Origin of the sequence: Mesorhizobium sp. C416B (assembly GCF_030323165.1) — a bacterium.
In the GTDB taxonomy this organism is placed as follows: Bacteria; Pseudomonadota; Alphaproteobacteria; order Rhizobiales; family Rhizobiaceae; genus Mesorhizobium.
This window is the reverse complement of the sequence record NZ_CP100471.1, coordinates 3707970-3733664: the sequence shown is the minus strand read 5'-3', so window position 1 is coordinate 3733664 and position 25695 is coordinate 3707970. Positions and strand designations below refer to the sequence as shown.

23 protein-coding genes are annotated in these 25695 nt (G+C 64.7%); 12 read left to right on the top strand and 11 right to left on the bottom strand.

The window, feature by feature from the left end; genetic code table 11:
* Positions 1 to 16: 16 nt before the first annotated feature.
* Positions 17 to 874: an NHL repeat-containing protein gene (locus NLY43_RS18155; RefSeq protein ID WP_023710373.1), complete on the bottom strand. Its 858-nt coding sequence runs from the start codon at positions 872 to 874 to the stop codon at positions 17 to 19.
* 115 nt (positions 875 to 989) lie between these two features.
* On the opposite strand from NLY43_RS18155, the gene NLY43_RS18150 reads away from it, so the two are divergent.
* Together NLY43_RS18150 and NLY43_RS18145 are read left to right on the top strand one after the other, a co-directional pair.
* Complete coding sequence (locus NLY43_RS18150) at positions 990 to 1790, top strand: helix-turn-helix domain-containing protein (RefSeq protein WP_023710374.1); 801 nt, start codon at positions 990 to 992, stop codon at positions 1788 to 1790.
* A gap of 174 nt (positions 1791 to 1964) precedes the next feature.
* Positions 1965 to 3341, top strand: coding sequence for an adenylate/guanylate cyclase domain-containing protein (locus NLY43_RS18145; RefSeq protein WP_023681273.1), 1377 nt, complete (start codon positions 1965 to 1967; stop codon positions 3339 to 3341).
* Positions 3342 to 3391: 50 nt separating this feature from the next.
* On the opposite strand, the gene NLY43_RS18140 is transcribed toward NLY43_RS18145, so the two are convergent.
* The 3 genes from NLY43_RS18140 to NLY43_RS18130 all read right to left on the bottom strand — a co-directional run bounded on the left by NLY43_RS18140 (position 3392) and on the right by NLY43_RS18130 (position 5783).
* Complete coding sequence (locus NLY43_RS18140; protein WP_023710375.1) at positions 3392 to 4219, bottom strand: C40 family peptidase; 828 nt, start codon at positions 4217 to 4219, stop codon at positions 3392 to 3394.
* 41 nt (positions 4220 to 4260) lie between these two features.
* A complete protein-coding gene (locus NLY43_RS18135) occupies positions 4261 to 5199 on the bottom strand; it encodes a CHAD domain-containing protein (RefSeq protein ID WP_023710376.1) in 939 nt (312 codons plus the stop codon).
* Positions 5200 to 5285: 86 nt separating this feature from the next.
* The gene (locus NLY43_RS18130; RefSeq protein ID WP_023681278.1) at positions 5286 to 5783 is read right to left on the bottom strand and encodes a CYTH domain-containing protein; all 498 of its coding nucleotides are present in this window, start codon (positions 5781 to 5783) and stop codon (positions 5286 to 5288) included.
* Positions 5784 to 5875: 92 nt separating this feature from the next.
* Between NLY43_RS18130 and NLY43_RS18125 the strand changes: the two genes are divergently transcribed.
* From NLY43_RS18125 to NLY43_RS18110, 4 genes are read left to right on the top strand one after another with little or no spacing between them, the layout of a single operon-like run.
* A complete protein-coding gene (locus NLY43_RS18125) occupies positions 5876 to 6580 on the top strand; it encodes a CerR family C-terminal domain-containing protein (RefSeq protein ID WP_023703848.1) in 705 nt (234 codons plus the stop codon).
* On the top strand, positions 6577 to 7530 hold the full coding sequence (locus tag NLY43_RS18120; RefSeq protein WP_023703847.1) for an HlyD family secretion protein: 954 nt from the start codon (positions 6577 to 6579) through the stop codon (positions 7528 to 7530). The genes NLY43_RS18125 and NLY43_RS18120 overlap by 4 nt, the downstream gene beginning before the upstream one ends.
* Positions 7527 to 8447, top strand: a complete 921-nt coding sequence (locus NLY43_RS18115; RefSeq protein WP_023703846.1) for an ABC transporter ATP-binding protein — start codon at positions 7527 to 7529, stop codon at positions 8445 to 8447. The genes NLY43_RS18120 and NLY43_RS18115 overlap by 4 nt, the downstream gene beginning before the upstream one ends.
* Entirely contained in the window at positions 8444 to 9580 is a 1137-nt protein-coding gene (locus NLY43_RS18110; protein WP_023696062.1) for an ABC transporter permease, read from the top strand. Before NLY43_RS18115 ends, NLY43_RS18110 begins: the two co-directional genes overlap by 4 nt.
* A gap of 4 nt (positions 9581 to 9584) precedes the next feature.
* Here the strand turns inward: NLY43_RS18110 and NLY43_RS18105 are convergent, their stop codons facing one another.
* Genes NLY43_RS18105 through NLY43_RS18095 form a run of 3 tightly spaced genes read right to left on the bottom strand, consistent with a single transcriptional unit; the run spans position 9585 to position 11568 of the window.
* The gene (locus NLY43_RS18105) at positions 9585 to 10184 is read right to left on the bottom strand and encodes a DNA-3-methyladenine glycosylase (protein ID WP_023710377.1); all 600 of its coding nucleotides are present in this window, start codon (positions 10182 to 10184) and stop codon (positions 9585 to 9587) included.
* A gap of 17 nt (positions 10185 to 10201) precedes the next feature.
* Positions 10202 to 10582 (bottom strand): nuclear transport factor 2 family protein, encoded by a 381-nt coding sequence (locus tag NLY43_RS18100; protein WP_023681284.1) that lies wholly within the window; start codon positions 10580 to 10582, stop codon positions 10202 to 10204.
* A gap of 8 nt (positions 10583 to 10590) precedes the next feature.
* Complete coding sequence (locus NLY43_RS18095) at positions 10591 to 11568, bottom strand: threonine ammonia-lyase (protein WP_023710378.1); 978 nt, start codon at positions 11566 to 11568, stop codon at positions 10591 to 10593.
* Between the two features lie 195 nt (positions 11569 to 11763).
* Between NLY43_RS18095 and NLY43_RS18090 the strand changes: the two genes are divergently transcribed.
* Both NLY43_RS18090 and NLY43_RS18085 read left to right on the top strand, forming a co-directional pair.
* Complete coding sequence (locus tag NLY43_RS18090) at positions 11764 to 13785, top strand: hydantoinase/oxoprolinase N-terminal domain-containing protein (protein ID WP_023696059.1); 2022 nt, start codon at positions 11764 to 11766, stop codon at positions 13783 to 13785.
* Between the two features lie 123 nt (positions 13786 to 13908).
* A complete protein-coding gene (locus NLY43_RS18085) occupies positions 13909 to 16080 on the top strand; it encodes a malate synthase G (protein WP_023710379.1) in 2172 nt (723 codons plus the stop codon).
* Between the two features lie 205 nt (positions 16081 to 16285).
* On the opposite strand, the gene NLY43_RS18080 is transcribed toward NLY43_RS18085, so the two are convergent.
* From NLY43_RS18080 to NLY43_RS18065, 4 genes are all read right to left on the bottom strand, one after another.
* Positions 16286 to 17818, bottom strand: a complete 1533-nt coding sequence (locus tag NLY43_RS18080) for a YifB family Mg chelatase-like AAA ATPase (protein WP_023701949.1) — start codon at positions 17816 to 17818, stop codon at positions 16286 to 16288.
* Positions 17819 to 17951: 133 nt separating this feature from the next.
* The gene (gene gshB, locus NLY43_RS18075; protein WP_023710380.1) at positions 17952 to 18905 is read right to left on the bottom strand and encodes a glutathione synthase; all 954 of its coding nucleotides are present in this window, start codon (positions 18903 to 18905) and stop codon (positions 17952 to 17954) included.
* A gap of 134 nt (positions 18906 to 19039) precedes the next feature.
* The gene (locus NLY43_RS18070; RefSeq protein ID WP_023710381.1) at positions 19040 to 19414 is read right to left on the bottom strand and encodes a GtrA family protein; all 375 of its coding nucleotides are present in this window, start codon (positions 19412 to 19414) and stop codon (positions 19040 to 19042) included.
* 3 nt (positions 19415 to 19417) lie between these two features.
* On the bottom strand, positions 19418 to 20422 hold the full coding sequence (locus NLY43_RS18065; RefSeq protein ID WP_023710382.1) for a glycosyltransferase: 1005 nt from the start codon (positions 20420 to 20422) through the stop codon (positions 19418 to 19420).
* 124 nt (positions 20423 to 20546) lie between these two features.
* Between NLY43_RS18065 and NLY43_RS18060 the strand changes: the two genes are divergently transcribed.
* The 4 genes from NLY43_RS18060 (at position 20547) to NLY43_RS18045 (ending at position 25681) form a co-directional block, all read left to right on the top strand.
* Complete coding sequence (locus NLY43_RS18060; RefSeq protein ID WP_023710383.1) at positions 20547 to 22346, top strand: hypothetical protein; 1800 nt, start codon at positions 20547 to 20549, stop codon at positions 22344 to 22346.
* 100 nt (positions 22347 to 22446) lie between these two features.
* Positions 22447 to 23796, top strand: coding sequence for a putative bifunctional diguanylate cyclase/phosphodiesterase (locus tag NLY43_RS18055; protein WP_023681311.1), 1350 nt, complete (start codon positions 22447 to 22449; stop codon positions 23794 to 23796).
* Between the two features lie 167 nt (positions 23797 to 23963).
* Positions 23964 to 24731: an SDR family NAD(P)-dependent oxidoreductase gene (locus tag NLY43_RS18050; RefSeq protein ID WP_023673186.1), complete on the top strand. Its 768-nt coding sequence runs from the start codon at positions 23964 to 23966 to the stop codon at positions 24729 to 24731.
* A 5-nt stretch (positions 24732 to 24736) separates the two neighbouring features.
* Positions 24737 to 25681, top strand: a complete 945-nt coding sequence (locus NLY43_RS18045) for a 2-dehydro-3-deoxygalactonokinase (protein WP_031199008.1) — start codon at positions 24737 to 24739, stop codon at positions 25679 to 25681.
* The last annotated feature ends 14 nt before the right edge of the window (positions 25682 to 25695 follow it).

Below are 25695 nucleotides of genomic sequence, written 5' to 3'. Positions count from 1 at the left end.
CGGCAAATGTGCGCCGTCAGTCCAGGCTCAGCACCGCGATCTCGCCCTCGTTCATCAGCGGCACGAAAATCCGCGTGCCGTCTGTGCCGATATCGGCGCTGCCCGGCTTGAACTGCTCTACAGCCTCCGGCGCCTCGCCGACTTTGTACCGATAGAGCGTGCCGGTCATGAAGGCGGTGGCGTAGATGCTGTCGCCGATGGCGACGACGCCGTCGAGGTCGGCAAAGTTTTGTGCGCCAGGCAGCGGCGTCACGGCTTTCGTCGCGAGATCGACCGACAGCAGGCCCCCGGGCGCGGCAGTGCTGAAGTCCGGCTTGATGCCCTTGCCCCAGGACGCCACGATCAGCCGATCGCGATCGGCAAAGATGCCGTTGGGTGCGGCGAGCTTCGCATCCTTCACGAACAGTTCCGGCTTGTCGCCGTCAATGCGGTAGATCGCATCGGCCAGCATGTCGGTGACATAAACCTTGCCCGAACTGTCCGATGTCACGTCATTGAGGAAAACGGCGCCGGGCACATCGATCGTCGAGATGAGCTTGCCGCTGGCGAGATCGACGATGCGCACCTTGGTGATGTCGGCGACGTAGAGCTTGCCGCCAGAGATCGCCGAGCCCTTCGGTGCATCCATGCCGGCGGTCCAGTGCCGGCTAACGACCTTGCCGTCCAGCGACAGCACCGAGAGATAGCCGTTGCCGTCGGCCTCCCCGGGATTGCCGACGATGTTGGAGACGATAATGCGATTGTTGGCGGCATCGAACAGCGCCGATTCGGGTTGCTCGAAGCCCGAGGCGCGCCAGAGTTCGGCGGCCTCGGCCGCAGGCACGAGCGCGATACCGAAGGCGGCGAGACAAATAGAGGGGATGAGGGTTTTCATGGCCAGGTCTCCTGTGATGGATGGCGGAGAGGTAGGAGTTTCGATACTTTTCCGGAAGGAAGATTCGAGCTAGTATCGGAAACCGATACGAAATGGCGCAAAAGAGGTGCATTCCATGAACGGCTTGATTTTCGAGGCGCTGAAGCGGACGCTGAAGGCCAAGGGCGTCACCTATCGTGAGCTTGCCGGGCGGATGGGCGTTTCCGAGCCGACGGTGAAGCGCATCTTCCACGAGCGCAACTGCAAGCTCGACCGTCTCATCGGGATCTGCGCTGCCGCCGGCGTCGAGCTGGAAAACGTGCTGGGGTCGATGAACCGGGGGCCGGGACCGGTCAATCGCATCGCGCCGGAGATCGAGCGCAAGCTCGCGGGACGGCCGGCGCTGCTGTTCATCTTCGTCATGCTGTCGGAGAAGTTCACGCCCGAAGGCGTCATGCGCTCGCAAGGCTTGAGCGAAGCCTCGATGTTCCTTTATCTGCGCGATCTCGAAGCGCTCGGCCTGATCGCATTGGGCGGCGGGCTGTCGGCACGGCTGCTGGTCGACACACCGATCCAGTGGAATTTCGAAGGGCCGCTCAGGCCGCTGTTCGAGATGACAAACAAGAATTTCATCGGCTGGGCGATCACCCATCTGGAGCGGGAAGCGACCTTCGTCTCTTTCTCCAGGCGGATGCGGCCGGAGACGGCGGAGATGGTGAAGCGCGAGGCGGAGGAACTGGCCGAGCGCGCCAAACTGCTCGCCCATCACGACCAGCACACGACGCCGGAAGACGGGCTGACCGGCTACAAATGGACGTTTGCTTTTGGCGCAACCCCGTTTCCGGCGATCATGCCGATCGGCCCGCACCCCAGGGATGCCGGTGCGTCCGACCGGCCCACCGCTCCGGCAAAGGGACGCCGCCCGTTGCCGGCCTGACTGGGCCATCATCCGAGCAGGATTGCATCTGGCGGCTGAGCTTGTCGCGCTCCAGTCCGGAGGTGCTTCAAAAATGAAGCCACATTCATGATAGAGTTCGCGCGCTGATTTGCCAGACTGTACGGGGCGGGTTTGCCGAATGCGTGACCGTCCCCGCAAAATCGAAGTGATCCTATGCCGACCGCGCCAACACTTGAACTTCGCCGCTATTCGCGCCTGAAAAATTTGCGGGAGCGGGCAGAACGCCAGGGTGCTGCATTGCAGTTCTGGGCGCGCACGGCATCGCTCGCCGTGATCTCCTGCTTCTTTTCCTTGATCAGCCGCTGGGATGCCTCGCTGCTCTTCGTGCTGGCGGGCCTCGCGCTGTTCCAACTCGTCGGCCTGATCCAGTTTCGCTTTGCGCGCCGTCGCAACGCGCCATGGTGGATCGGTTACCTCGTCGGTACGCTGGACATCATTCTGTTGACCGTTCTGCTGGTAACGCCCAACCCGTTTTCCCTCGAGGTCGCGCCGGCCGCGATGCAACTGCGCGAGGGCAGCTTCAAATTCCTGCTGATTTTCGTATGCCTTGGCGCGCTGACCCTTTCGACACGATTGGCGCTCTATCTCGGCGCGCTCGCGGCCTTGACGTGGACGATCGGGGTGGGATGGGTGGTTTTTCATGCGGGAACCGTCATTCCGGCAACGAACCTCTATTCGCTGCCGCTGACAGAGCGACTGAATCTCTATCTCAACCCCAATTTCGTCGATACGTTCGCGCAGGCGACCAATGTGTTGGTTGTGCTGATTATCGGCGCGATCATGGCGCTGGTCGTCTCTCGTTCCCGACATCTGTCGGAAGACTATGTCAAGGCGGAGCGCGCCCGCGCCAATCTCGCCCGGCATTTTTCGCCCAATGTCGTCGACCAGCTCGCCACGGATGACGAGCCCTTCGGCCCGGTCCGCCGGCAGGATATCGCGGTGCTGTTCGCCGACATCGTCGGCTTCACACACTATTCCGAGGATCATCCGGCCGAAGCAGTGTTCGAACTACTGCGTCAGTTCCACCGTCGCATGGAGCAGGTCGTTTTCGACCACCATGGCACCGTCGACAACTATATCGGCGATTGCATCATGGCGACCTTCGGGGTTCCGCAAGCCAGCCATGACGACGCAACCCGGGCCATCCGGTGCGCTGAAGCGATGATCGCCGCTATCGAAGACTGGAATGTCCAGCGTGTGTCCAGAGGATATCCGCCGCTGGACGTTCGGATCGGTGCACAATATGGCGCCGTCGTCCTCGGCGCGGTCGGCAGCGAGCGCAACCTGTCCTTCGCGGTGGTGGGCGACACCGTCAACGTCGCCAGCCGTTTGCAGGCGCTCTGCCGGGAGCTTCAGGCGAATATTTGCTTTGGGTCACGACTGATCGAGGCCGCGAAGGCGGAATCGCTCGGGACACAGCTGAATGCGCGCGATCATGGACCGGTTAGCATCCGCGGCCGGGACGAACCGGTCCATGTCTGGGTCGAACACAGGGCCGAAAACCAGGGCGCCATCGCGGTTTCGGCGTGATGCAGGCCGCCATGTGAGACGCCTGCACCTCATGACTCAGGCCGAAGCCATCACGTGTCTGAGGCGATTGCGCCAGCCTTCGCGGCTGCGGCGTCGGTGCCTGCCTTGTCCTCCCAGGTCACCGCGCGGTAGTCGAAACCAAATTCCAGCGTCGGTTTCACGATGCGGAAGAAGGGCGACAGGTCGAAGTCGCGCGGCGTGTAAAGCGAGTGGTGGCGGATGTGCAGGATTTCGCGGCGCGAATAGTTCGACTGCGCCGAGGCGCGGCCGGGCGCGCGGGTGATCTCGGGCAGGATCGGGTAGCGGATCTCGCCATAGGCTTCGGCGATCAGCGTCGAGCAAATGGCGCGCGTCGGATCGCCGGAACCGAAAGCCAGCATGCGGCGGCGCCAGCGCACCGGCACCGGCGGCGTCGGCAGGAAAAAGCGCAGCATGTCGAAAATGTTCTTGAGATCGTATTTCAGGCCGAGCTTGCCGATCATGAAGGCGACGACATGGTCGCGGTCTTCCGGGGTCAGCCCGCTCGCCCGGCAGATACGGGTGTTGTAGGTGCGGTAGCGCGACAGCGGCACGGCGACACAGCCTTCGCCGAGCGTCACTTCGATCAGCCGACGCCGTTCCGATCCGTCCTCCGGCTCGGACAAGGCATCGCCGATATAGAAGGCCGCATGCGACCAGGTCGACTGGGTCAGGTATTTGATCGCCGCCGAGATCTTCTGGTTGCCTTCGATGAGCAGGATGTCGCCGGGCTCGAGCGTGCGCCGCAACGTCTCGGCGTCGGACGGCGTGTAGGGCTCATAGCCCGAGGATTCGTCCTGCAGCCGGCCGGCAAGCCAGCGGCCAAGTCGGTCGAGAAGCGTGTCGCGCGGCGCGGTCATGGTAAAGTGTGACTAGTACGAGGTGACGTCCTCGGCCATGATCAACCGACCGGGACCTCTTTCGACAATACCGGGCCGGCGAGGTCGTCGCGCGCATTGCGCGCGAGTTTCTTTGTCGAGCGCTTGGGGCTGTCGCCGAACAGCTCGGCCGCTCCGGCGAGGCAGCTCTTCTTCAGGCTTTTTTCCGAGCGCTTCAAAAGCTTGCCAAGAAGCCTTGTGTCCTGCGCATCGCCGAGCGGCTCACCGTCGGCCTCGAGCAACACGCGCATGACGAAGACGTCGTGCAGTTCGCCGAGCCTTTCGCCCAGTTCGTCGACCGCCTTGCGCCGCACCTTGATCGGCGTCGGCCACAGCCGGCCGAGCAGCGACAAATGCATCGAGTGGGTCTTGGCAGCCTTGCGCAGATCGTGGAAATCCTCTGCTTCGCCGCGCGATCCCGCCCGGTCCAGCGCCTTCCTGGCACGGCGCAAGGTCTTGCGAGCGCCTTCCGCAAGCACATCGGCTGCATGCTCAGGCAGATCGGGGAGCAGCAGCCGCTCTATCCTGATGAGGCCTTCCTCGCAGGCGGCGGTGGCCGCGCCTATGGCGGCGTCGAGGCCGCCGCCGGCATGCATTTCATGCTGGCGGGCAATCAGCCGGTCGCGCACGCTGTCGAGGCCGCCGCCGGCAACCTGCTCGGGAAAGGCGGCTGCCAGCCGGTCGACGGTCTCGACCAGCGCGGTCGCCTCGCGCGGCCCGGCAAGCAGCGCCGCCACCTGACGGTAGCATTGGTTCTCAGTCCGACAGAATGTTTCATTTCCGGAACGGACCAGCCGCAGCAAGGCGCGCGCGCTCTTCAGCCGCTTGCGGCATTTGTGCAATGCCTGCTCCGGCTGGTCGCGCGCGACGGCCAGATGGGCAAGCGCCTTGCCGATCTCCTCGCCAAGGATACGCCTGACCTCGCCGGTCAGCGGCAGGCGCGGATCGATGCGAAAGCTCATGCGGCGATCTCCGGAATCCCCCTAGAGCATGATGCCGAAAAGTGTGAAGCGGTTTTCGGACGACATCATGCTCCATCTCTTTTGATTTAGAGCCGGATTCCGATTTTAGGTCGACCCGACCTAAAATCATCCGGCTCTAGGGCGAGCGACGCGTTGTAAAATCTCTGCTCGCCGGTCACTTCGCGGCCGAGCCAATCAGGCAGCATTTCGTCAGGTACATCCTCCGGCGTCTCCAGTTCGGCCACCACAAGGCCGGCTAGGATCCCGCCGAAAACATCGACTTCGTAGAGATAGCCGCGATGCCTAACATGGTGGCGTGTCTTCTCGATGACATGTCCGATGGCGAAGGCCAGCATCTCCTCGGCATCAGTCAGAGGAATTTCATATTCGTATTCGTCGCGCTCGCGGATCTTGCTGCCGAATTTAAGCGTCAGCTTCGCCGAACTGCCGTCGCTGATGCGCACGCGCACGGTGCGGCCAGGTGCTGCGGCAAGATAGAACTGGCGAATGCGTATATTCGCCTCGGCCATTTCTAGCCATTCGGCGCTGGAGACCAGGAACTTGCGTTCGACTTCCTTGCCCATGGCCGCGCACTAAAGCGTCTGCGGCTCGACATGGCAAGCGGCCGTAGACAATCAATTTGACTTTAATCAATCGATTGATTAAACAGGCCGACATGATCAAATCCGCGCCCGACAAAATGCCCCGCCAGGAGACATCGCCCGCCGAGCAGACGCGCGCCGCACTGGTGCTGGCCGCGCTCAAACTGTTCGGGCGGCAGGGCTTCGACGGCACCTCGACGCGCGAGATCGCGGCGGAGGCGAAGGCCAACATCGGCTCCATCGCCTATCATTTCGGCGGCAAGGAAGGGCTCCGCGGGGCCGCCGCCGACCACATCGTCGAGACCATCCAGGCGGTTGCCGGCCAGGCGCTCGGCGGCATGCAGCTGCAAGGTCAAGCCAGTTCAGAGACGGCGCGGGCGCAGCTCTCGACCGCATTGGAGCGGATGGTAGGATTTATCGTCGCCCGGCCGGAAGCTGGCGATATCGTACAATTCGTACTTAGAGAGTTGACGCATCCGACGGCCGCCCTCGACCGCATCTATGACGGGGTGTTCGAACCGACGCATCGCCGCCTCTGCCAGATCTGGGAACAGGCGACGGGCGAGCCGGCCGAAAGCGAGGCCACCAAGCTCGTGGTCTTCACGCTGATCGGCCAGGTCATCTATTTCCGCATCGGCCGCGAAGCAGTGATGCGTCGTATGGGCTGGCGCGAGATCGGTAACACCGAAGCCGCCAAGGTGGTGGCGGCGGTCACAAGCAATCTTGGCGCCATACTGGCGGCCCGAAATCCGGTCGCCCGCAAGGAGGGCAAGCGATGAGTTTTCTCTGTTCCCTGCCGCTCGCGGCCCAGCTGTTCGGCGCCTGCGCGCCGGCAGCGCCGCTTGCCGTCGGCTATGTCGAGGGCGACTATGTCTTGCTGGCGCCGATCGAAGTGGCGCAGGTCGAGACCGTCGCGGTCAAGCGCGGCGACCGTGTTGTATCAGGCACGCCGGTGGTGACTCTCGAAAGCGCCGACGCAAAAATCGCCGTCGCCCAGGCAGGGGCCGCGCTCGCCCAGGCGCAGGCGCAGCTTGCCGACCTGCAGATCGGCAAGCGGCCGGAGGAGATCGCGGTGCTGAAGGCCGAGGTCGACATGGCCAAGGCCCAGGCCACGGATGCCAAGCGCAAATACGACCGCGCCGCCGACCTGTTCAAGCGTGGCGCCGGCACGCAGGCCGACTACGACACCGCCGCCGCGACGCTGGAGACCGCCAATGCGCAGGTCGGCCAGGCGCAGGCCAACCTTGCCGTCGGCGGTCTGCCTGCGCGTCCCGAAACGATCAAGGCGGCAGACAATCAGGTCAAACAGGCGCAGTCGGCGTTGAAGCAGTCTGAGTGGCGGCTGTCGAAGCGCGTGCTGGCGGCACCCTCGCCCGGCCGCATCAATGACGTCATCCGCAATCCCGGCGACACCGCCGGTCCGACCGCGCCTGTCATTTCGATGTTGCCGGACGGTGCGGTAAAGCTCAGCGTCTATGTCCCGGAAAGTGCGTTCTCGTCGATCAAGGTCGGCACGCTGCTTGTCGTCCATTGCGACGGCTGCGGGCCGGAGGTGAAGGCGCGCGTCAGCTATGTCTCGCCCGACCCGGAATTCACCCCGCCGGTGATCTACTCGCTCGAGAACCGGCAGAAGCTGGTCTACCTCGTCGAGGCGCGGCCTGAGGGCAAGGCGCAAGCGCTGCAGCCGGGACAGATCGTCGATGTCGAGCTGGCGGCCTCCGCAAAATGAACGCCATCGACGTTCATGGCCTGGTCAAGCGCTTCGGCGACAAGACTGTCGTCGACCATGTGACGATGACGGTGGCCGAGGGCGAGATCGTCGGCTTTCTCGGGCCCAACGGGTCCGGCAAGACGACGACCATCCGCATCATGTGCGGCCTGCTGACGCCCGACGAGGGCGAAGGTACGGTGCTGGGTTTCAACATCCGCACCGAGTCGCTCCGCATCAAGCGCGAAGTCGGCTACATGACGCAGAAATTCTCGTTCTACGAGGATTTGACGATCGGCGAGAATCTCGAATTCGTGGCGCGGCTCTACCGGCTGAAGCCGGTCGAGGAGCATGTGTCGAAAACGCTGGAAGAGCTTGGCCTGACGAGCCGCCGCAACCAGCTCGCCGGCACGCTGTCGGGCGGCTGGAAGCAGCGGCTGGCACTGGCCGCCTGCATCATGCACAAGCCGAAGCTGCTGCTGCTCGACGAGCCGACCGCCGGCGTCGATCCGAAGGCGCGGCGCGAATTCTGGGACGAGATCCACCGGCTGGCGAGCGGCGGTCTGACCGTGCTGGTGTCCACCCACTACATGGACGAAGCCGAGCGCTGCCACCGAATCAGCTACATCTCCTACGGCAAGATGCTGGCCACCGGCACGGTGGATGAGGTGGTGAAGAACGCCGGGTTGACCACTTTCGTGCTGCAGGGGCCGCACCTCGATCAGGTCGCCGATGCACTGAAGGGGCGGCCGGGCGTCGACCAGGTGGCGCCGTTCGGCGCCACGCTGCATGTCGTCGGCTCCGACAAGGCAAAGCTCGAAAAGGCGCTTGCCGATGTCGAGAAGGAGCACAAGGGCGTCAGCGTAAAACCCGGCGAGACCAGCCTCGAGGATGTGTTCATCCAGTTCATGTCCGGCTCGAAGGACAATATGGCATGAACAGCGTCTTCTCCTTCGCCAGGCTCGGTGCGCTGCTGATCAAGGAATTCATCCAGATGCGGCGCGACCGCATCACCTTCGCCATGATGCTGGGCGTGCCGCTTTTACAGCTGGTGCTGTTCGGCTACGCCATCAACAACGATCCCAAAAGCCTGCCTGCCGCACTGGTGGCGACCAGCAACGACCCCTACACCCGCGCCATTGTCGCGGCCCTGCAGACGACCGGCTACTACCGCTTCGACCATGTCGCGCAAAGTGCCGAGGATGCTGAATTCCTGATGGCGCGCGGCGATGTCGCCTTCGTCGTCACCATCCCGGCCGATTTCGGCCGCCGGGTGGAGCGCGGCGACAATCCGCAGATCCTGATCGAGGCCGACGCAACCGACCCGGCCGCCGCCAGCGGCGCCATCTCGACGCTAAGCAAAGTGGCCAGCCAGGCGCTGCTTCGGGCGCAAGGCATGCAGGAGGCGGCGAGTGAGGCCGCCAGGGGCCAGCTCGATGTGGTGGTGCACCAGCGCTACAATCCGGAAGGCATCTCGCAATACAACATCGTGCCCGGCCTGCTCGGCGTCATCCTGCAGATGACCCTGGTGATGATGACCTCGATCGCGCTGACCCGGGAGACCGAGCGCGGCACTATGGAAAACCTGCTCGCCATGCCGTCCAGCCCGTTTGAGATCATGCTGGGCAAGGTGCTGCCCTATCTGGTGGTCGGCGGCGTCCAGGTGGTGGTGGTGCTGGCGGCGTCGAAGCTTCTGTTCGCCATTCCTTTCACCGGCTCGATGTCGCTGCTGCTTACCGCCGTATTGGTGTTCGTGCTGGCGCTGGTGCTGCTTGGCTACACCATCTCGACCATCGCCCGCACGCAGATGCAGGCGCTGCAGCTGACCTTCTTCTTCTTCCTGCCGTCGATCCTGCTGTCCGGCTTCATGTTCCCCTATCGCGGCATGCCGGGCTGGGCGCAGACCTTCGGCGAGATTTTCCCGCTGACGCATTTTCTGCGCATCACCCGCGCGGTGATGCTGAAGGGCGCTGAACTGCCGGCGGTTGCGGGCGAGATCGCCTGGCTGGTCGGGTTCGTGGCCTTGTTTGCCGGCGTCGCATTGGTGCGGTTCAGGCGCACGCTCGACTGAGCGTTCAGGAATTGACCGATCGCGGACCGCTGACGAACGGGCTGCCCCTGACATAGAACCGCAGCGGGCGGTCCGCATCCTTCGTGATGCCGATGCGGATGCCTTGGCCGATGTCGCTGGCCTGATGCTCGTCGGCTGCCAGCCATAGCGGGCCTTGGCGGCACAGATCGAGGCCGTCCAGCGAACGGTCGATCCGCAATGCCTGGGCGAGCCGCCCCGGCCCGCGCGCCAGGTCGCGCAGGCGCTCCACGCCCCGGTTCAGCCGCATGATGGCGATGCCTTCGAGCGGCTCCAGCGCCCGGATCAGCACGCCGGTGCCGGTGCCCGGCCCCTCGCTCGAGACATTGAGCATCCAGGAGACCCCATAGGCGAGGTAGACGTAGGCGTGTCCGGGCCCGAGGAACAGCGAACGGTTGCGCGGCGTCATGCCGCGATAGCCGTGCCCGGCGGCGTCGCCGGTGACATAGGCCTCGGTCTCGACGATACGGCCGCTGACGATGCCTTCCGGCAGCTCCCGCACCACGAGCTTGCCGATGAGATAGCGGGCGAGATCGGCCGTATCATCAGGCAGTTCGGCACGATCGAGCGGATGGTGGCCGGTCATGCTACCGCCGCCGTGTTTCAAGGTATCCGTTCGACCCATTGCGCGCGCGACTGCCCCGGCTCGAACGGATCGCCGAAATACTGGGTCTCGCGAACCACCTTGCCATCCACGAACTCCATGATGCTCACCGTATAGGACGGAATCCCGTCATAGGTCAGGACATATTCGGTGATCCAGAGGTCGCCTGACCCGGTGATCCGCCGCACGGCAAAGCGCTTCCGGTTGGGCTGCGTGGCGCGCGACGACTGGATGTTGTGCCGTCCGCTGATGCGCTCGCCTGATTGCGGATAATCGAGCACCGCGTCCTCGCGATAGATCTGATGCTCCGTCTCGAGATCATTGGCATCGGAGGCAGCCCAATGGCGATCGAGAGCCGCCCTTATCTCAGCGTCTGCCATATCGGTTCTCAGGCCGCGGCCATGATCTCGGCATAGGTGGTGAAATCGACATTGCCGCCTGACAGCACGACGGCGACGCATTTGCCCGGCAGTTCGATCTCGCCTGACGAGAGCGCCGCCAGCGCCACGCAGCCGCCGGGTTCGACCACCAACTTGAGATGGGCCATGGCGTCGCGCACCGCCTGTGCGGCCGCCTTGTCGGAGACGGCGATGGCGCCGGCGAGGTTCTTGCGGTTGATCTCGAAGGTGATGGCACCGGGCTCTGCGGTGAGGATGGCATCGCAGATCGAACTGTGGCCGGGCTCGTTGGAAACCCTTTTTCCTTCGATCAGCGAGCGGCGGGTGTCGTCGAAATGCTCGGGCTCAACGGCCCAGACTGCTGTGGCCGGCGAGGCATCCTTGACGGCGATCGAAATGCCGCTCGTCAGGCCGCCGCCTCCACAGGGAATGACGACCGCATCGAGGCTGACGCCGAGCGCTTTTGCCTGGCGCATCAGTTCGAGACCGATCGTGCCCTGGCCGGCGATGATGGCCGGATCGTCGAAAGGAGGCACCAGCACCATGCCCTTGTCCATGTAGGGTCGCACCACCGTCATGCGGTCGTCGCGAAAGCGGTCGAACGGCACCACTTCTGCGCCCATCTTGCGAACATTGGCGATCTTCATCGCCGGCGCGTCGGCCGGCATGGCAATGACCGCCTTGACGCCGAACATGGCAGCCGCCGCGGCGACGCCCTGAGCATGGTTGCCTGAGGAGAAGGCGACGACGCCGCGGCTGCGCTCTTCTTCGCTCAGCGAAGACAGTTTGTTGTAGGCGCCGCGGAATTTGAACGAGCCGGTGCGCTGCAGCGTCTCCGGCTTGAACAGGATGCGGCCGCCGAAGCGTTTGTTGAGTTCCAGCGATTCGATCAAGGTCGTTTCGGCGATCAGGCCGGAGAGCCGCGCGGCGGCGGCATGGATGTCGGCGATGCCGGGAAGCGTGGTCATGGCGAAGTCCTGAAAGGGATGAGATCGGCGCATGGTGCACGCAAAGGCAGGCCACGCACCAATGAAAAAATGTGACCGTTACAAAGTTTGGCGGGCATGAGCGGCGACGAGGGTCAAACTGGCCCACCTCTCCCGCCTTTATCCGCCGGGCCGTATCGGCTAAGGGCGGGGGAGCAGAATCCCGGACCGCCAGACATGACCGCCAAGCCAAAACCCCTGTTCCTCGGTATCGACACCGGTGGCACCTATACCGATGCCGTGCTGTGGTCGGAACAAGGCGGGCCAAAAGGCAAGGTGCTGGCCAAGGCCAAGGCGCTGACCACGCGGCACGATCTTGCCGTCGGCATTTCCGGCGCGGTCGATGCGGTGCTGGGAAAATCGGCCACCGATCCGGCCGCGATCAAACTCGTGTCGATGTCGACGACGCTCGCCACCAATGCGCTGGTCGAGGGCCAGGGTGGGCGTGTGGCGCTCATCATGATCGGCTTTACCGGGGCCGACCTTGCGCGCGACGGGCTGAAGACGGCGCTCGGCACCGATCCGGTGGTGTTTTGTCCGGGCGGCCATGACGTGCACGGCAATGCGGCCAAGCTCGATCTGTCGGGGCTGGAAGCAGCACTCCCTGAACTCGGCGCCTCGGTGTCGGGCTTTGCCGTCTGCGCCTATTTCGCCACCCGCAACCCGGCGCATGAACTCGCCGCGCGCGACCTCATCCGCGAAAAGACCGGCCTCCCGGTGACCGCCAGCCATGAATTGTCGGCCAAGCTCGGCGGTCCGCGTCGCGCGCTCACCACCTTGCTCAACGCCAGGCTGATCTCGATGATCGACCGGCTGGTGGCGGCAACCGAAGGATTTTTGGAAGCCCGCAACATCGCAGCGCCCTTGATGGTGGTGCGCGGCGATGGCGCGCTGGTTTCGGCGGCGTTTGCCCGCCAGCGGCCGATCGAGACCATCCTCTCCGGCCCGGCCGCCAGCCTGGTCGGCGCCCGCCACATGACGGGCCTGGACAACGCCATGGTGTCGGACATTGGCGGCACCACCACCGATGTCGCCGTGCTCGACGGCGGCCGTCCTCGGCTCGATCCCGAAGGCGCCACCGTCGGCGGCTTCCGCACCATGGTCGAGGCGGTCGCCATGCGCACTTTCGGCCTCGGCGGCGATTCCGAAGTGGCACTGGAAGATGGCGCGCTCAACCCGAAAATCCTGCTCGGGCCGCGCCGCCTGGTGCCGCTGGCGCTGGCCGGCATGATGCATGGTGTTTCCGTGACATCGGAGCTCGAGCGCCAGCTCAGGGCGCCCAACCCCGGCCGCATGGACGGCCGCTTTGCGCTGCGCACGGGCGTGCCGGACAGGCTCGCCGCCGGCCTGACCGCGCCCGAGGCGAAACTGTATGAACTCATTGGTGCCGTGCCGCTCGCCATCGACAGGCTGCTCACCTCGAACGCCCAGAACGCCACGCTGAACCGGCTGGTCTCGCGCGGTCTTGTGCATATCTCGGGCTTCACCCCTTCGGACGCCGCGCATGTGCTCGGCAAGCAGGCCAACTGGGACCCGCTTGCGGCCCGGCTCGGCGCCGAACTGTTTGCCCGCAAGCGCGACGGCCGCGGCCAGTACATCGCGCCGTCTCCGGAGGTGATTTCCGAACGCGTGCTGCTGACGCTGACGCGCTGGTCGGCCGAATACATTCTGGAGACCGCCTTTGCCGAAGACGGGCTGGATGGCGCCGCCACCGTCGCGCATGCGCTGGTGCAGCGCGCCGTCGATTCCCATCCCGGCATCGCAAGGCTCAGCGTCGCGCTCGATCGTCCGGTCATCGGCCTCGGCGCCTCGGCGCCGCTGCACTATGCCGGCTTGGCCGAGCTGGTCGGTAATGAGTGCGTTGTGCCGGAGGATACCGACGTCGCCAACGCACTCGGCGCCGTCGTCGGCCAGGTCCGCGTCTCGGCCGAAGCCCGCGTCAGCCAGCCTAAGGAAGGTTTGTTTCGTTTGGCGTCGGGGCAAACGGTGCGCGACTTCACGGACGAGGCCGAGGCGATCGCGGCAGCGGAGGCTGATGTGCGGGCGATCGTAGCCGCGCGCGCGAAGGATGCCGGCACGGATAATGCCGAGATCGACGTTTCGACCGAGTTCAAGGTGTCTACGGTTGAGGCCCAACGGATGTTTATCGAAGCGCATGTGGTGGCGGTTGCATCGGGTCGGCCGAGGATTGCGGTTTAGGTGATCTCCCCCACGAGGGGAGAGATCAGCAGCTTCAAATTCCCCGCCTTCACCCTAAGCTGAATTGACCCTTCACCCCTGACATGCCAAAGGCCGCAAAGCCTTTCATCTGGAGAAGCCCTGATGACCGATCGCGTCGAGATCGCCGGATTGCGGATTGCCCGCGAACTGCATGACTTTGTCGGCGAAGCGCTGCCGGGTACCGGCATTGCCGCCGACGCCTTCTGGAACGGCTTTTCGGCTATCGTCCATGATCTCGCGCCGAAGAACCGGGCGTTGTTGGCCAAACGCGACGCCATGCAGGAACGGATCGACGCCTGGCACCGCGCCAATGGCGCGCCCATCGATATGGAGACCTACAAAAGCTTCTTGCGTGAGATCGGCTATCTCGTGCCCGAAGGGCCGGCCTTTTCCGTGTCGACCGACAATGTCGACCCCGAGATCGCCACCGTTGCCGGGCCGCAGCTGGTGGTGCCGGTGATGAATGCGCGTTATGCGATCAACGCCGCCAATGCCCGCTGGGGCTCGCTCTACGATGCGCTCTACGGCACCGACGCCATTGCCGAGACCGGTGGCGCCGAGAAGGGTAAAAGCTTCAACCCCGTGCGCGGCGCCAAGGTGGTTGCCTGGGCGAAGAGTTTTCTGGACGAGTCCGTGCCGCTCACCTCGGGCAAATGGGCCGGCGTGAACGGGCTGACGGTTTCGGGTGGCACCTTGCGGCTCGGCGCCGGCGCCGGCGGCACCACACTGGCCAACCCGAAACAATTTGCCGGCTACCGCGGCGACGGCGCCAACCCGGAAGCCATCCTGCTGGTCCAGAACGGCCTGCACATCGAGATCCTCATCGACCGCACCAACCAGATCGGCCGCACCGACCCGGCCGGCATTGCCGACGTGATCCTGGAATCGGCGCTGACCACCATCCAGGACTGCGAGGATTCGGTCGCGGCGGTGGATGCCGAGGACAAGGTCATCGTCTACCGCAACTGGCTCGGCCTGATGAAGGGCGATCTGGCGGAGGAAATCAGCAAGGGCGGCAAAACCTTCACGCGCAAGCTCAATCCGGACCGCGCCTGGACCGCGCCCAGTGGTGGCGCGCTGAGCTTGCCTGGCCGCTCGCTGATGCTGGTGCGAAACGTCGGTCACCTCATGACCAATCCGGCCATCCTCGACCGCGATGGCAACGAGGTGCCGGAAGGCATCTTGGATGCGGCGATGACGGCGCTGATCGCGCTGCACGATGTCGGCGCCAACGGGCGTCGGATGAATTCCCGCGCGGGCTCAATGTATGTGGTGAAGCCGAAGATGCATGGGCCGGAGGAAGTCGCCTTCGCAGTCGAGATTTTCGACCGCGTCGAAGCGCTGCTCGGTATGGCGGCAAACACCATCAAGATGGGCATCATGGACGAGGAGCGGCGCACCACCATCAACCTCAAGGAGGCGATCCGCGCCGCCAAGGAACGCGTCGTGTTCATCAACACCGGCTTCCTCGACCGCACCGGCGACGAGATCCACACCTCGATGGAAGCCGGGCCGATGATCCGCAAGGGCGACATGAAGCAGGCCGCCTGGATCTCCGCCTATGAGGCGTGGAATGTCGACACCGGGCTGGAATGCGGTCTGGCCGGCCACGCCCAGATCGGCAAGGGCATGTGGGCGATGCCGGATCTGATGGCGGCGATGCTGGAACAGAAGATCGCGCATCCCAAGGCCGGCGCCAACACCGCCTGGGTGCCGTCGCCGACGGCGGCGACGTTGCACGCCACGCACTATCACAAGGTCGATGTCCATGCCGTCCAGGCGGCGCTCAAGAGCCGGCCGAAGGCGAAGCTCGATGATATATTGTCGGTGCCGGTGGCGGTGCGGCCGAACTGGACCCCCGACGAGATCCAGCGCGAGCTCGACAACAATGCGCAAGGCATTCTCGGCTATGTCGTGCGCTGGATCGACCAGGGCGTCGGCTGCTCGAAAGTGCCCGACATCAACGATGTCGGCCTGATGGAAGACCGCGCCACGCTGCGCATCTCCTCGCAGCACATCGCCAACTGGCTGCACCACAAGGTTTGCTCCGAAATTCAGGTGATGGATTCGCTGCGGCGCATGGCAGCGATCGTCGACCTCCAAAATGTCGGCGACCCGCTCTACCGCCCGATGGCCACCGATTTCGACAATTCCATCGCCTTCCACGCCGCCTGCGACCTGGTGTTTAGAGGCCGCGAACAGCCGAATGGCTATACGGAACCGGTGCTGCACGCACGGCGGCTGGAGCTGAAGGCGAAAGAGCGGGCGAATTAGCGCCTGCGTTTCCCTCCCCCTTGAGGGGAGGGTGGCCCGAAGGGCCGGGTGGGGTCCTGCGTGAAGTGCAGCGACTCCCTTCGGACGACACTACAAGCAATGTAATTGCAGAGGCCCTTTCTCGGCTCGGCTCCAAAAAGATCGACCATTCTTCGGCGACCCCCACCCTGCCGCTTCGGGGCCACCTTCCCCTCAAGGAGGAGCGTTACGCCGCCTGCGCTACCCGCTCCGACATCATGCGGTAGGAAATCGCCTCGGCCAGGTGAATTCGGCCGACGGTTTCGCTGGCGTCGAGGTCAGCCAGTGTGCGCGCCACTTTGAGCACGCGGTGATAGGCGCGCGCAGAAAAGCCGAGTTTCTCGCTGGCGTCTTTCAGCAGCGACAGGCCTGCTGCGTCCGGCGCGGCGATGTCCTCGATAACAGAAGGCGAGCAATGGGCGTTGGTGGTGGCGCTGGTAACGCCCAGCCGCTCGAAACGTTCGCGCTGGATGGTGCGGGCGCGCGCCACGCGCTGGGCGACGGCTGCACTTTTCTCCGCTCGGTCGGGCCGGATCAGGTCGGCGGCCGAGACCGCCGGTACCTCGATCCTGAGGTCGATGCGGTCGAGCAACGGGCCTGAGATGCGCGCCTGGTAATCGGTGCGGCAGCGTTCGCCGCGCAGGCAGCGATAGCCGGGCTCGCCGGCCATGCCGCAACGGCACGGGTTCATCGCCGCCACCAGCTGGATGCGCGCTGGATAGGTGACGCGGTGGTTGGCGCGCGCGATCATGCAGTCGCCGGTCTCCAGCGGTTGGCGCAGCGCATCCAAGGTCTGCGGCGTGAATTCGGGAAACTCGTCGAGGAACAGGACGCCGTTATGGGCAAGCGATACTTCGCCCGGCCGCGCCCTGATGCCGCCGCCGACCATTGCCGCCATCGAAGCCGAATGGTGCGGGGCGCGGAACGGCCGCCGGTCGGTGAGCTTGCCTTCGCCGAGCTCGCCGGCCACCGAGGCGATCATCGAGACTTCAAGAAGTTCCTTGGGCGCCAGTGGCGGCAGAATTGAAGGCAGCCTCTGCGCCAGCATCGATTTTCCCGAGCCGGGAGGCCCTACCATCAAGAGATTGTGGCCGCCGGCCGCCGCCACTTCCAGCGCCCGCTTGGCGCTTTCCTGGCCCTTGATGTCTGAGAGGTCGGGCAGGTCGCGCGCCGAGACATGAATGCCGGGCTCGGGTCGCGACAGCACCTGCGTGCCGCGAAAATGATTGGCGATGGCAATCAGGCTGCGCGGCGCCAATATGTCGAAATCCTTTCCCGCCCAGGCCGCTTCCGGCCCGCAGCCGAACGGGCAAATCAGGCCTTTGCCCTCGGCATTGGCGCCGATCGCAGCCGGCAGGGCGCCTGCAACCGCGGCAATGGTTCCGTCGAGCGACAATTCGCCGAGCACGACATAGGAGGCCAGCATGTCGCCCGGAATGGCGCCGAGTGCTGCCATCAGGCCGAGCGCGATCGGCAGGTCGTAATGGCTGCCTTCCTTGGGCAGATCGGCTGGAGCGAGGTTGACCGTCACCTTCTTCGACGGCATCGACAGGCCGGATGCATGGAGCGCCGCCTGCACGCGTTCGCGGCTTTCGGCCACCGCCTTGTCGGCCAGGCCGACGATCTGCATGCCGACCTTGCCCGGCGCGATCATCACCTGGACATCGACCGGCACGGCCTCGATGCCCTGGAAAGCAACCGTGCGAACCCGCGCCACCATCTTGCTCTGCCCCCGGATATCGGCTCGCCTCGGCCTCGTGGTTCAGACCGCGAGCGACGTCAGGACAAGACAACCATAGATTTCAGGCGAAGGCAAGAACATTACGGGAACACACACACGATCGCGATGCTCCCTATGCCGAGCCTACCCCCCGCTTTTCCTCCACCGCGTCCCAGAACAGGCTGGCGATATCGGCGCCGCCAAAACGCTGCACTTCGCGCACGCCGGTTGGCGAGGTCACGTTGATCTCGGTCATGTAGTCGCCGATCACGTCGATGCCGACGAGGATGAAGCCGCGTTCTTTCAGCGATGGGCCGATGCGGGCGCAGATTTCGCGTTCGCGTTGCGTCAGCTCGGTCTTTTCGGCGCGGCCGCCGACATGCATGTTGGAGCGCGAGTCGTGGTCGGCCGGCACGCGGTTGATGGCGCCGACCGCCTCGCCGTCGATCAGGATGATGCGCTTGTCGCCCTTGCGCACGTCCTTGAGATAACGCTGAACGATATAGGGCTCGCGTGACAGCTGGGCGAACATTTCGAGCAGCGAGGCGAGGTTGCGGTCATCCTCCTTGAGATGGAAGATGCCGGCGCCGCCATTTCCGTAGAGCGGCTTGACGATGATGTCGCCGAACTCCTTGCGGAAGGCGGCGACCTCCTGGGGATCCTTGGTGATCAGCGTTTCCGGCATCAGATCGGGGAATTCGGTGACGAAGATCTTTTCCGGGCTGTTGCGCACCCAGGCCGGGTCGTTGACGACCAATGTCTTCGGGTGAATGCGCTCCAGAATATGCGTGGTGGTGATGTAATTCATGTCGAAGGGCGGATCCTGGCGCAGCAGGATCACATCCATCTCCGACAGGTCGGTGCGCACCTTGTCGCCCAGCGAAAAATGATTGCCCTTCTCGTCGCGGAGCTTCATCTCCTCGATGCGGGCAAACACCTTGCCGCCCAGCATCGACAGCCGGTCCGGCGTGTAGTGGAACAGCTGGTGCCCGCGCCGCTGCGCCTCCAGCGACAGCGCAAACGACGTGTCGCCGGCGATCGAGACGGTGGAGACATGGTCCATCTGGACGGCGATCTTCAGGGTCATCTTTTGGTCTCCAGCGGGTCGAGCAAGTCCAGGAAAAGTGCGTAGCGGTTTTCCGTCCGGAATTGCGGCAAGGCAAGTCGCCGATATACGGAACTTGGCGGCTTCTGCCAATCGCGCTTGCTTGGCCCAGACCTTTAACGGTCGAAGACCAGCCGGGAGTAACCGAGGAACGACAGCGCCATGGCGACCGGCGAGGCGACGGCAAGTGCCGCCAGCGGCGGCAGCGCCGGCAGCGCAAACAGGATGGCGCAGTAGACGAGATAGTTGACGATGCTGGTGGCGATGCCGACGCCGCCATAGCGCGCGCCCTCCTGCGCCACGCCGCGGCTCGACGGCGAAAAGGTCAGGTGCCGGTTGATCTGCCAGGTGACGCACAGCGCAAAGCCGATCGACAGGACACGGGCGACGAAGGGACCGAGCGGCGTCAGCGCCAAGAGCAGCCAGAGCGCCGCGGCATCGGCGACGAAACCAACGCCGCCTGCCAGGACGAAGCGGGCAAGCCGGCTCACGGCTCAGGCGGCCCGGGGCGTCTTGCCCGGTTCGGCCTTCGGGATTTCACCAGTGCGTTCGCGCCGTTCGACCCGGCCTGACGGCACCGAGAGATAAAAAATGCGCTTCTGCTCGGCGCGTCCGCGCGATACCGAATCGAGGATCAATCCGGTCACCATCGCAAGCATCGAGAGCAGCAGCAGGCCGACCGACAGCACCCAGGTCGGCATGCGCGGCACGAGGCCGGTCTGGGCGAATTCGATCAGCACCGGCGTCATCAGGGCAAGGCTCGACGCCAGGAAGAAAATCGCGAAGGCGCCGAAGAAGCGCAGCGGCTGCGTTTCCTTCATCAGCATGGCGAACATCCACAGGATCCTGGCGCCGTCGCGATAGGTCGACAGCTTCGACGACGATCCCTCAGGCCGGCGGCCATAATCGAGCGCGATCTCGCTCACCGGCAGTTTGAGCTGCGAGGCATGCACCGACATTTCGGTCTCGATCTCGAAGCCGCCGGAAACCGCGGGAAAGCTCTTGACGAAACGCCTCGAGAAGACGCGGTAGCCGGAGAAGATGTCGGTGAAGTCGGCGCCGAACAGCCGCTTGTAGAGGCTATTGAAGATGCGGTTGCCGAAGGCATGGCCGGAACGGCCGGCATCGTCGGTGACGCCGCGCCTGGTGCCTACCACCATGTCGCAGCGCTCGGTCTGCAGGATGTTGATCAGCAGCGAGGCATCTTCCGGCGCATAGGTGCCGTCGCCATCGGCCATCAGATAGATGTCCGCATCGATGTCGGCGAACATGCGCCGCACGACATTGCCCTTGCCCTGGCGCGGCTCGCGGACGACGATGGCGCCCGCTGCGCGCGCCTTGAGCGCGGTCAAATCCCTGGAATTGTTGTCATAGACATAGATCTCGGCCGACGGCAGCGTCTCGCGAAAGCGCCGCACCACCTCGGCGATGGTCAGTTCCTCATTGTAACAAGGCAGGAGCACGGCAATGGCCGGCTCATGGCGGACTTCGTGCGGCATTTCCGTCTCCCGACGCCCGGCGGAGCCTCCGGCCGCGCTCATATGCGGCCTCGCTCAGGCGACTTTACTATTTATTGAAGCTGTTAAGGCTAGGTTTAAGGCCGCAGTCTTTCCGACGAAGGTCATGATGATGAACGCAGCCAAGGCGGGTGCTTCCTCCTGGAAGTCCGATATGACGCTGGCGCTGCTTGCCATGCTGGTGGTGCTGGCCGTCAATGCCGCCACGGGCTTTCGCGAATTGAGCAATGCCGGCGGCGACAATGACAGCCTGCTGCGGCTGGTCGAGGTTCGCGACATGCTGGCCGGCCAGGGCTGGTTCGACCTGCATCAGTACAGGATGGGGCCGGAAGGCGGTTTCGTCATGCACTGGTCGCGGCTGGTCGACGCACCGCTCGCCGCCATCATCCTCGCCGCCTCGGCGCTGACCGGCAGCATGGCCATGGCCGAAGCGATCGCGCAGGTGCTGTGGCCGGCGCTGCTGTTTTGCCTGGCGGTGTTCTTCCTCGCCCGTGCGGCGCGCAGCTTCGCCTGCGTCGGCGCGGTGCTGCCGGCGGTCGTTATCGGCGCGGCGGCGCTGCATTTCATCGGCATTTTCTTGCCGGGTGCGCTCGATCATCACAATGTCCAGCTGACGCTGACCATGGCCAGCCTCAGCCTGCTGCTCGAGGCGCCGGCGCGTCGCTGGGCGGCGCTGATTTCCGGGCTGTGTGCGGCCCTGACGCTGGCCGTCGGCATGGAAACCGCGCCCTATGTCGCCACCATCGGCGCCTGCATCGCTTTGCTGTTCGTCGTCGATCCCGGCGGCGAACGCCGGATCGCCAGGGATTTCGGTCTCGGCTTTGCCGGCGTTTCAGCCCTGGTCTTCGTCAGCACCATCCCGCCATCGGCCTGGGGCCAGGCGCAGTGCGATGCCTTCTCGGCCGTACAATTCGTCGTCGCGGCAATCGCCGGACTGGGCCTTGCCGCCGTGACGTCGCTCAAGGTGTCCAACGGCACGGCCGGACGCCGCCTGATTTCGCTCGGCCTGCTCGCGCTTGTGCTGGGCGCCGTTGTCGCGGCGCTGTTTCCGCAATGCCTTGCGGCTCCCTACGCAACTCTCGATCCGCGCCTCAAGGAATTGTGGCTCGATCACATCGACGAGGCGCAGTCGCTGTTCAGTATTGCCGCCAGCGAGCCGGCCTCGCTGGCGGCGCGCTATGTCACGCCGCTGGTGGCGATCGCGCTGATGGCGCTTCGCCTGCGCGGACCATGGCGCCGCCAGGACAGCCTCGTCGGCGCCTTGCTGGTCGGCGCCTTCATCGTCAGCGCCTGGCAGGTCCGCGGCTCGACATTCTCGATCGCCTTTGCCGTCATCCCGCTGTCGGCCTGGATCGCAAGCTGGCGCGAACGGGCGAGGATCAGCCCTGCGCGCAGCGTATCGCTGCGCATGGCGGCGGTCTGGGTGGTGTCGGTGAATGCCGTCTGGGCCGGCGCTGCCGCCGCGACGTCGAGCGTGTTCGAGGCCAACAAGGTCTCGGTCGAGGCACAGGACACCGACAGCGATCCGTCCTGCGAGCGCAAGGCCTCCTTCGCGGCGTTGGCCCGGCTGCCGGACACCACGGTGCTTGCCATTTCCAATCTCGGCTCGCCCATCCTGGCCTATTCCGGGCACCGCGTCTTTGCCGGCCCCTATCATCGCAACATCGCCGGCGACCTGCTTGCGCTCGATGCCTTCCTCGGATCGGCGGACCAGGCGAGGACGATCGCGGCGGCTCACCACGTCGGCCTGATGGCGCTCTGCCGCGGCAGCGCCGAAAGCAAGATGCTTGCCGCCAAGGCGCCGCAAGGCTTCCTGGCCAGGCTGATGCAGGGAAGCGTCCCCGATTGGCTCGAACCGGTGGCCGAAACGCGCGGAACCCCGGTCGAACTCTACCGCGTCCGCTAAAGCATCATTCGCCAGCGAAAAATCGATTTCGCGATACGCTTCCTAAACGCTTTGCTGCCAGTCTCAGCCTAAATTTCGGGCGTCACAAACAAGGATACCGATGCAAACGACGTTTGGCACCGGGCAGGCAAGCAGGGAAAACTCGGATCTGGCGTTCACCGATGCGCTGACCGGGCTTGGCAACCATCGCCGCTTCTTCGACAAGGTCGATCGCCTGATCAGCGACCGTGCAGACGATCCCGCGCCGTTCACGGTCGGCATTCTCGACCTCGACGGCTTCAAGCCGATCAACGATCTGTTCGGCCACAAGGCCGGCGACGACATATTGATCCAGGTGGCGATGCGGCTGCGCGCCTCGATGGACAGCCACTCTACGGTCTGCCGCATCGGCGCCGACGAATTCGCCTTCCTCTACCCGATGGTGTTCTCGGAGGAGGCGGCGGCCGAGAAGTCGCGCATGATGATCGAAATCCTGTCGGCGCCCTACGATGTCGGCGAACGCACCGCCAGGCTTTCGGCCTCGGTCGGCTGCTCGCTCTTTTATTCCGGCGACGAAACCACGGAAATCCTCGTCAACAAGGCCGAAACGGCGCTCTACCACGCCAAGCGTTCGGGCCGTGGCCGCGTCGTCGTCTACACCCGCGAAATGGAAGAGGCGGCCAAGCGCGTCACCCGCATCGAACAGGCGCTGCGCCGTGCCGTCTCGGCCGGTGAGGTCGAACCGCATTTCCAGCCCATCGTCGATTTGACCACCCGCCGCACCATCGGCTTCGAGACGCTGGCGCGCTGGACCGATCGCGACCTCGGCGTGGTGCCGCCGACCGTGTTCATCCCGATCGCCGAAGAGCGCGGCATCATCGGCCCGCTATCGCAGCTGGTGCTGCGCAAGGCGACCGAAGCGGCGCGCAGCTGGCCGAAGGACCTGTTCCTGTCCTTCAACCTGTCGCCCTCGCAGCTCGTCGACCAGAACACTGGCCTGCACATATTGTCGATCCTCGACCGCACCGGCTTCGATCCGCGACGGCTGGAGATCGAGATCACCGAAACCGGCCTGATGAACGATCCGGCCTCGGCCGAGAAGATCGTCGAGGACCTGCGTCGCGTCGGCATCCGCGTCTCGCTCGACGATTTCGGCACCGGCCAGTCCTCGCTCGGCCGCTTGCGCGAATTCCATTTCGACAAGCTCAAGATCGACCGCGCCTTCGTCTCCTCGATCCTCGACGACCGACCGTCGGAACACATCATCCGCGCCATTCTGGCCATGTGCGAAGGGCTCGGCATGGATGTCGTCGCCGAAGGCATCGAGGAGGAGGCGCAGGCCGACCGCCTCGTCCAGTTCGGCTGCGCCGGCGGCCAGGGCTATCTCTTCGGCAAACCAGTCGATGCCGACGCCACGCTCGGCTACCTCCGCGATTCCTATCGCGGCGCCCTCTACGCCAAGGCAGTCTGACCGCGGTCTGGCCTGCGTCGAGCAAGTCAGCGGTGCGAGCCAGATCGACTGTGCCCGCCATCTTGCGGCCTTTTGTCTGACATAAGCCAATCAAATCGCCGTTTTCGCCCTTGCTCCCCGGACTTGGCTGGATAGGATGCGCGCCGACCGGACCGGGAGATGAAGATATGATGCCATCGGCCGATTTTGCCGACCTCAGGGGAGCCTCGGTGCTGATCACCGGCGGCGGTTCCGGAATTGGTGCGGCACTGACCGAGGGCTTCGTTCGCCAAGGCGCCCATGTCGCCTTCATCGACATCGCCGATGGCCCAAGCACGCTGCTTGCCGACCGCGTCGAAAAAGAACTTGGCCGGCGACCGCTCTACCTCAAGACCGATTTGCGTGACGTCGAGGCGTTGCGCGCTTCGGCCGCCAAAGCGGCTGAGGCACATGGCGACGTCACCGTGCTGGTCAACAATGCCGCCTGGGACGAACGCCACGATGTCGCTGACGTTACCGTCGAGTTCTGGGACAACAATCTCGCCGTCAATCTGCGCCCGCATTTCTTCACCGCACAGGCGGTCGCGCCGGGCATGAAGCGGGCCGGCGGCGGTTCGATCATCAACTTCACCTCAACCTCCTATCTCATCAACCACCCCGATATGCCGGCCTACACCGCCGCCAAGGCCGGCATACTCGGCCTCACCAAAGGTCTCGCGGGCAAGCTTGGGGTCGACGGCATCCGCGTCAATGCGATTGCGCCGGGCTGGGTGATCACCGAGCGGCAGCGGGAACTCTGGGTCACCGAGCAGGGGCTCGCCGCCCATGTGGCCAAGCAATGCATCAAGCAGGTCATGCAGCCCGACGACATCGTCGGCACGGTGCTGTTCCTGGCCTCCGACGCCTCGCGTATGCTGACGGCGCAGATGTTGATCGTGGACGGGGGTTTCCTGTGAGCCCGGTGAATCAAAATCCGGCAAAAGGCACGCCGGCAGTCGCCGCCGTCGACTGGGGCACGACCCGCATGCGGGTCTGGCTGGTCGACGAGGCGGGCGGGGTGCTTGCCGAGCGTCGCGGCGATGATGGGTTGATCACCGCGCAGCAAAAAGGCTTTTCGACCATCCTCGAGGGCCATCTGGCGGCGCTCGGCGCACCTGACACACTGCCGGTCATCATCTGTGGCATGGCCGGCTCGCGCCAGGGTTGGCTGGAAGCGCCTTACGTCACCGTGCCGGCGCCGCTCAGTGCCATCCTCGCGGGGGCCGCCCGCATTCCCGGCCAGAGCCGCGACATCCGCATCGTGCCTGGCCTGGCGCAGCGCCTGGAAGATGCGCCGGACGTAATGCGCGGCGAGGAAACCCAGCTTGCCGGCGCCGGTTTGCCGGCAAAAGGTCGCCATCTCGTCTGCATGCCCGGCACCCATTCGAAATGGGTTCTGGTCGAAGACGGCGCGGTCGACGGCTTCTGCACCTGGCCGACCGGCGAGCTGTTTTCGGTGCTGGCCACTCACTCGATCCTGCGCCATTCGCTGGGCGAGAGCCCGAAGCCGGTCATTCCGGACAATCCGTTCTTCCAGGAATGGTGCCGCAAGGCTTTGGCGGAGGGCGGCGATGTCACCTCGCGGCTGTTCTCGATCCGCGCCGCCGGCCTGCTGCAGAACCTCAAGGCCGACGATGCCGCCGCTTGCCTGTCCGGCCTGCTGATCGGCGGCGAGATCGCCTCGGCGGGCCGCCGCTATGGCGAAAGCACCACTGCAATCGTGCTGGTCGCCTCGGGGTCGCTAGCAGCCCTCTACCGCCAGGCGCTCGACCTTGCAGGGCTTGCCGTCAGGACGGTCGACGCCGACGAGGCGGTGCGTGCCGGCCTTATTGAGGCAGCGCGCGAAAATGGCATGATCGCCAAATGACCACCAGAGTGGAG

Coding starts and splice junctions, on each gene's coding strand:
- NLY43_RS18085 (WP_023710379.1), top strand. CDS start 13,909: ATGACCGATCGCGTCGAGATCGCCGGATTGCGGATTGCCCGCGAACTG.
- NLY43_RS18120 (WP_023703847.1), top strand. CDS start 6,577: ATGAGTTTTCTCTGTTCCCTGCCGCTCGCGGCCCAGCTGTTCGGCGCC.
- NLY43_RS18110 (WP_023696062.1), top strand. CDS start 8,444: ATGAACAGCGTCTTCTCCTTCGCCAGGCTCGGTGCGCTGCTGATCAAG.
- gshB (WP_023710380.1), bottom strand. CDS start 18,905: ATGACCCTGAAGATCGCCGTCCAGATGGACCATGTCTCCACCGTCTCG.
- NLY43_RS18090 (WP_023696059.1), top strand. CDS start 11,764: ATGACCGCCAAGCCAAAACCCCTGTTCCTCGGTATCGACACCGGTGGC.
- NLY43_RS18115 (WP_023703846.1), top strand. CDS start 7,527: ATGAACGCCATCGACGTTCATGGCCTGGTCAAGCGCTTCGGCGACAAG.
- NLY43_RS18150 (WP_023710374.1), top strand. CDS start 990: ATGAACGGCTTGATTTTCGAGGCGCTGAAGCGGACGCTGAAGGCCAAG.
- NLY43_RS18065 (WP_023710382.1), bottom strand. CDS start 20,422: ATGCCGCACGAAGTCCGCCATGAGCCGGCCATTGCCGTGCTCCTGCCT.
- NLY43_RS18145 (WP_023681273.1), top strand. CDS start 1,965: ATGCCGACCGCGCCAACACTTGAACTTCGCCGCTATTCGCGCCTGAAA.
- NLY43_RS18080 (WP_023701949.1), bottom strand. CDS start 17,818: ATGGTGGCGCGGGTTCGCACGGTTGCTTTCCAGGGCATCGAGGCCGTG.
- NLY43_RS18050 (WP_023673186.1), top strand. CDS start 23,964: ATGATGCCATCGGCCGATTTTGCCGACCTCAGGGGAGCCTCGGTGCTG.
- NLY43_RS18155 (WP_023710373.1), bottom strand. CDS start 874: ATGAAAACCCTCATCCCCTCTATTTGTCTCGCCGCCTTCGGTATCGCG.
- NLY43_RS18105 (WP_023710377.1), bottom strand. CDS start 10,184: ATGACCGGCCACCATCCGCTCGATCGTGCCGAACTGCCTGATGATACG.
- NLY43_RS18130 (WP_023681278.1), bottom strand. CDS start 5,783: ATGGGCAAGGAAGTCGAACGCAAGTTCCTGGTCTCCAGCGCCGAATGG.
- NLY43_RS18100 (WP_023681284.1), bottom strand. CDS start 10,582: ATGGCAGACGCTGAGATAAGGGCGGCTCTCGATCGCCATTGGGCTGCC.
- NLY43_RS18125 (WP_023703848.1), top strand. CDS start 5,876: ATGATCAAATCCGCGCCCGACAAAATGCCCCGCCAGGAGACATCGCCC.
- NLY43_RS18140 (WP_023710375.1), bottom strand. CDS start 4,219: ATGACCGCGCCGCGCGACACGCTTCTCGACCGACTTGGCCGCTGGCTT.
- NLY43_RS18095 (WP_023710378.1), bottom strand. CDS start 11,568: ATGACCACGCTTCCCGGCATCGCCGACATCCATGCCGCCGCCGCGCGG.
- NLY43_RS18135 (WP_023710376.1), bottom strand. CDS start 5,199: ATGAGCTTTCGCATCGATCCGCGCCTGCCGCTGACCGGCGAGGTCAGG.
- NLY43_RS18055 (WP_023681311.1), top strand. CDS start 22,447: ATGCAAACGACGTTTGGCACCGGGCAGGCAAGCAGGGAAAACTCGGAT.
- NLY43_RS18060 (WP_023710383.1), top strand. CDS start 20,547: ATGATGATGAACGCAGCCAAGGCGGGTGCTTCCTCCTGGAAGTCCGAT.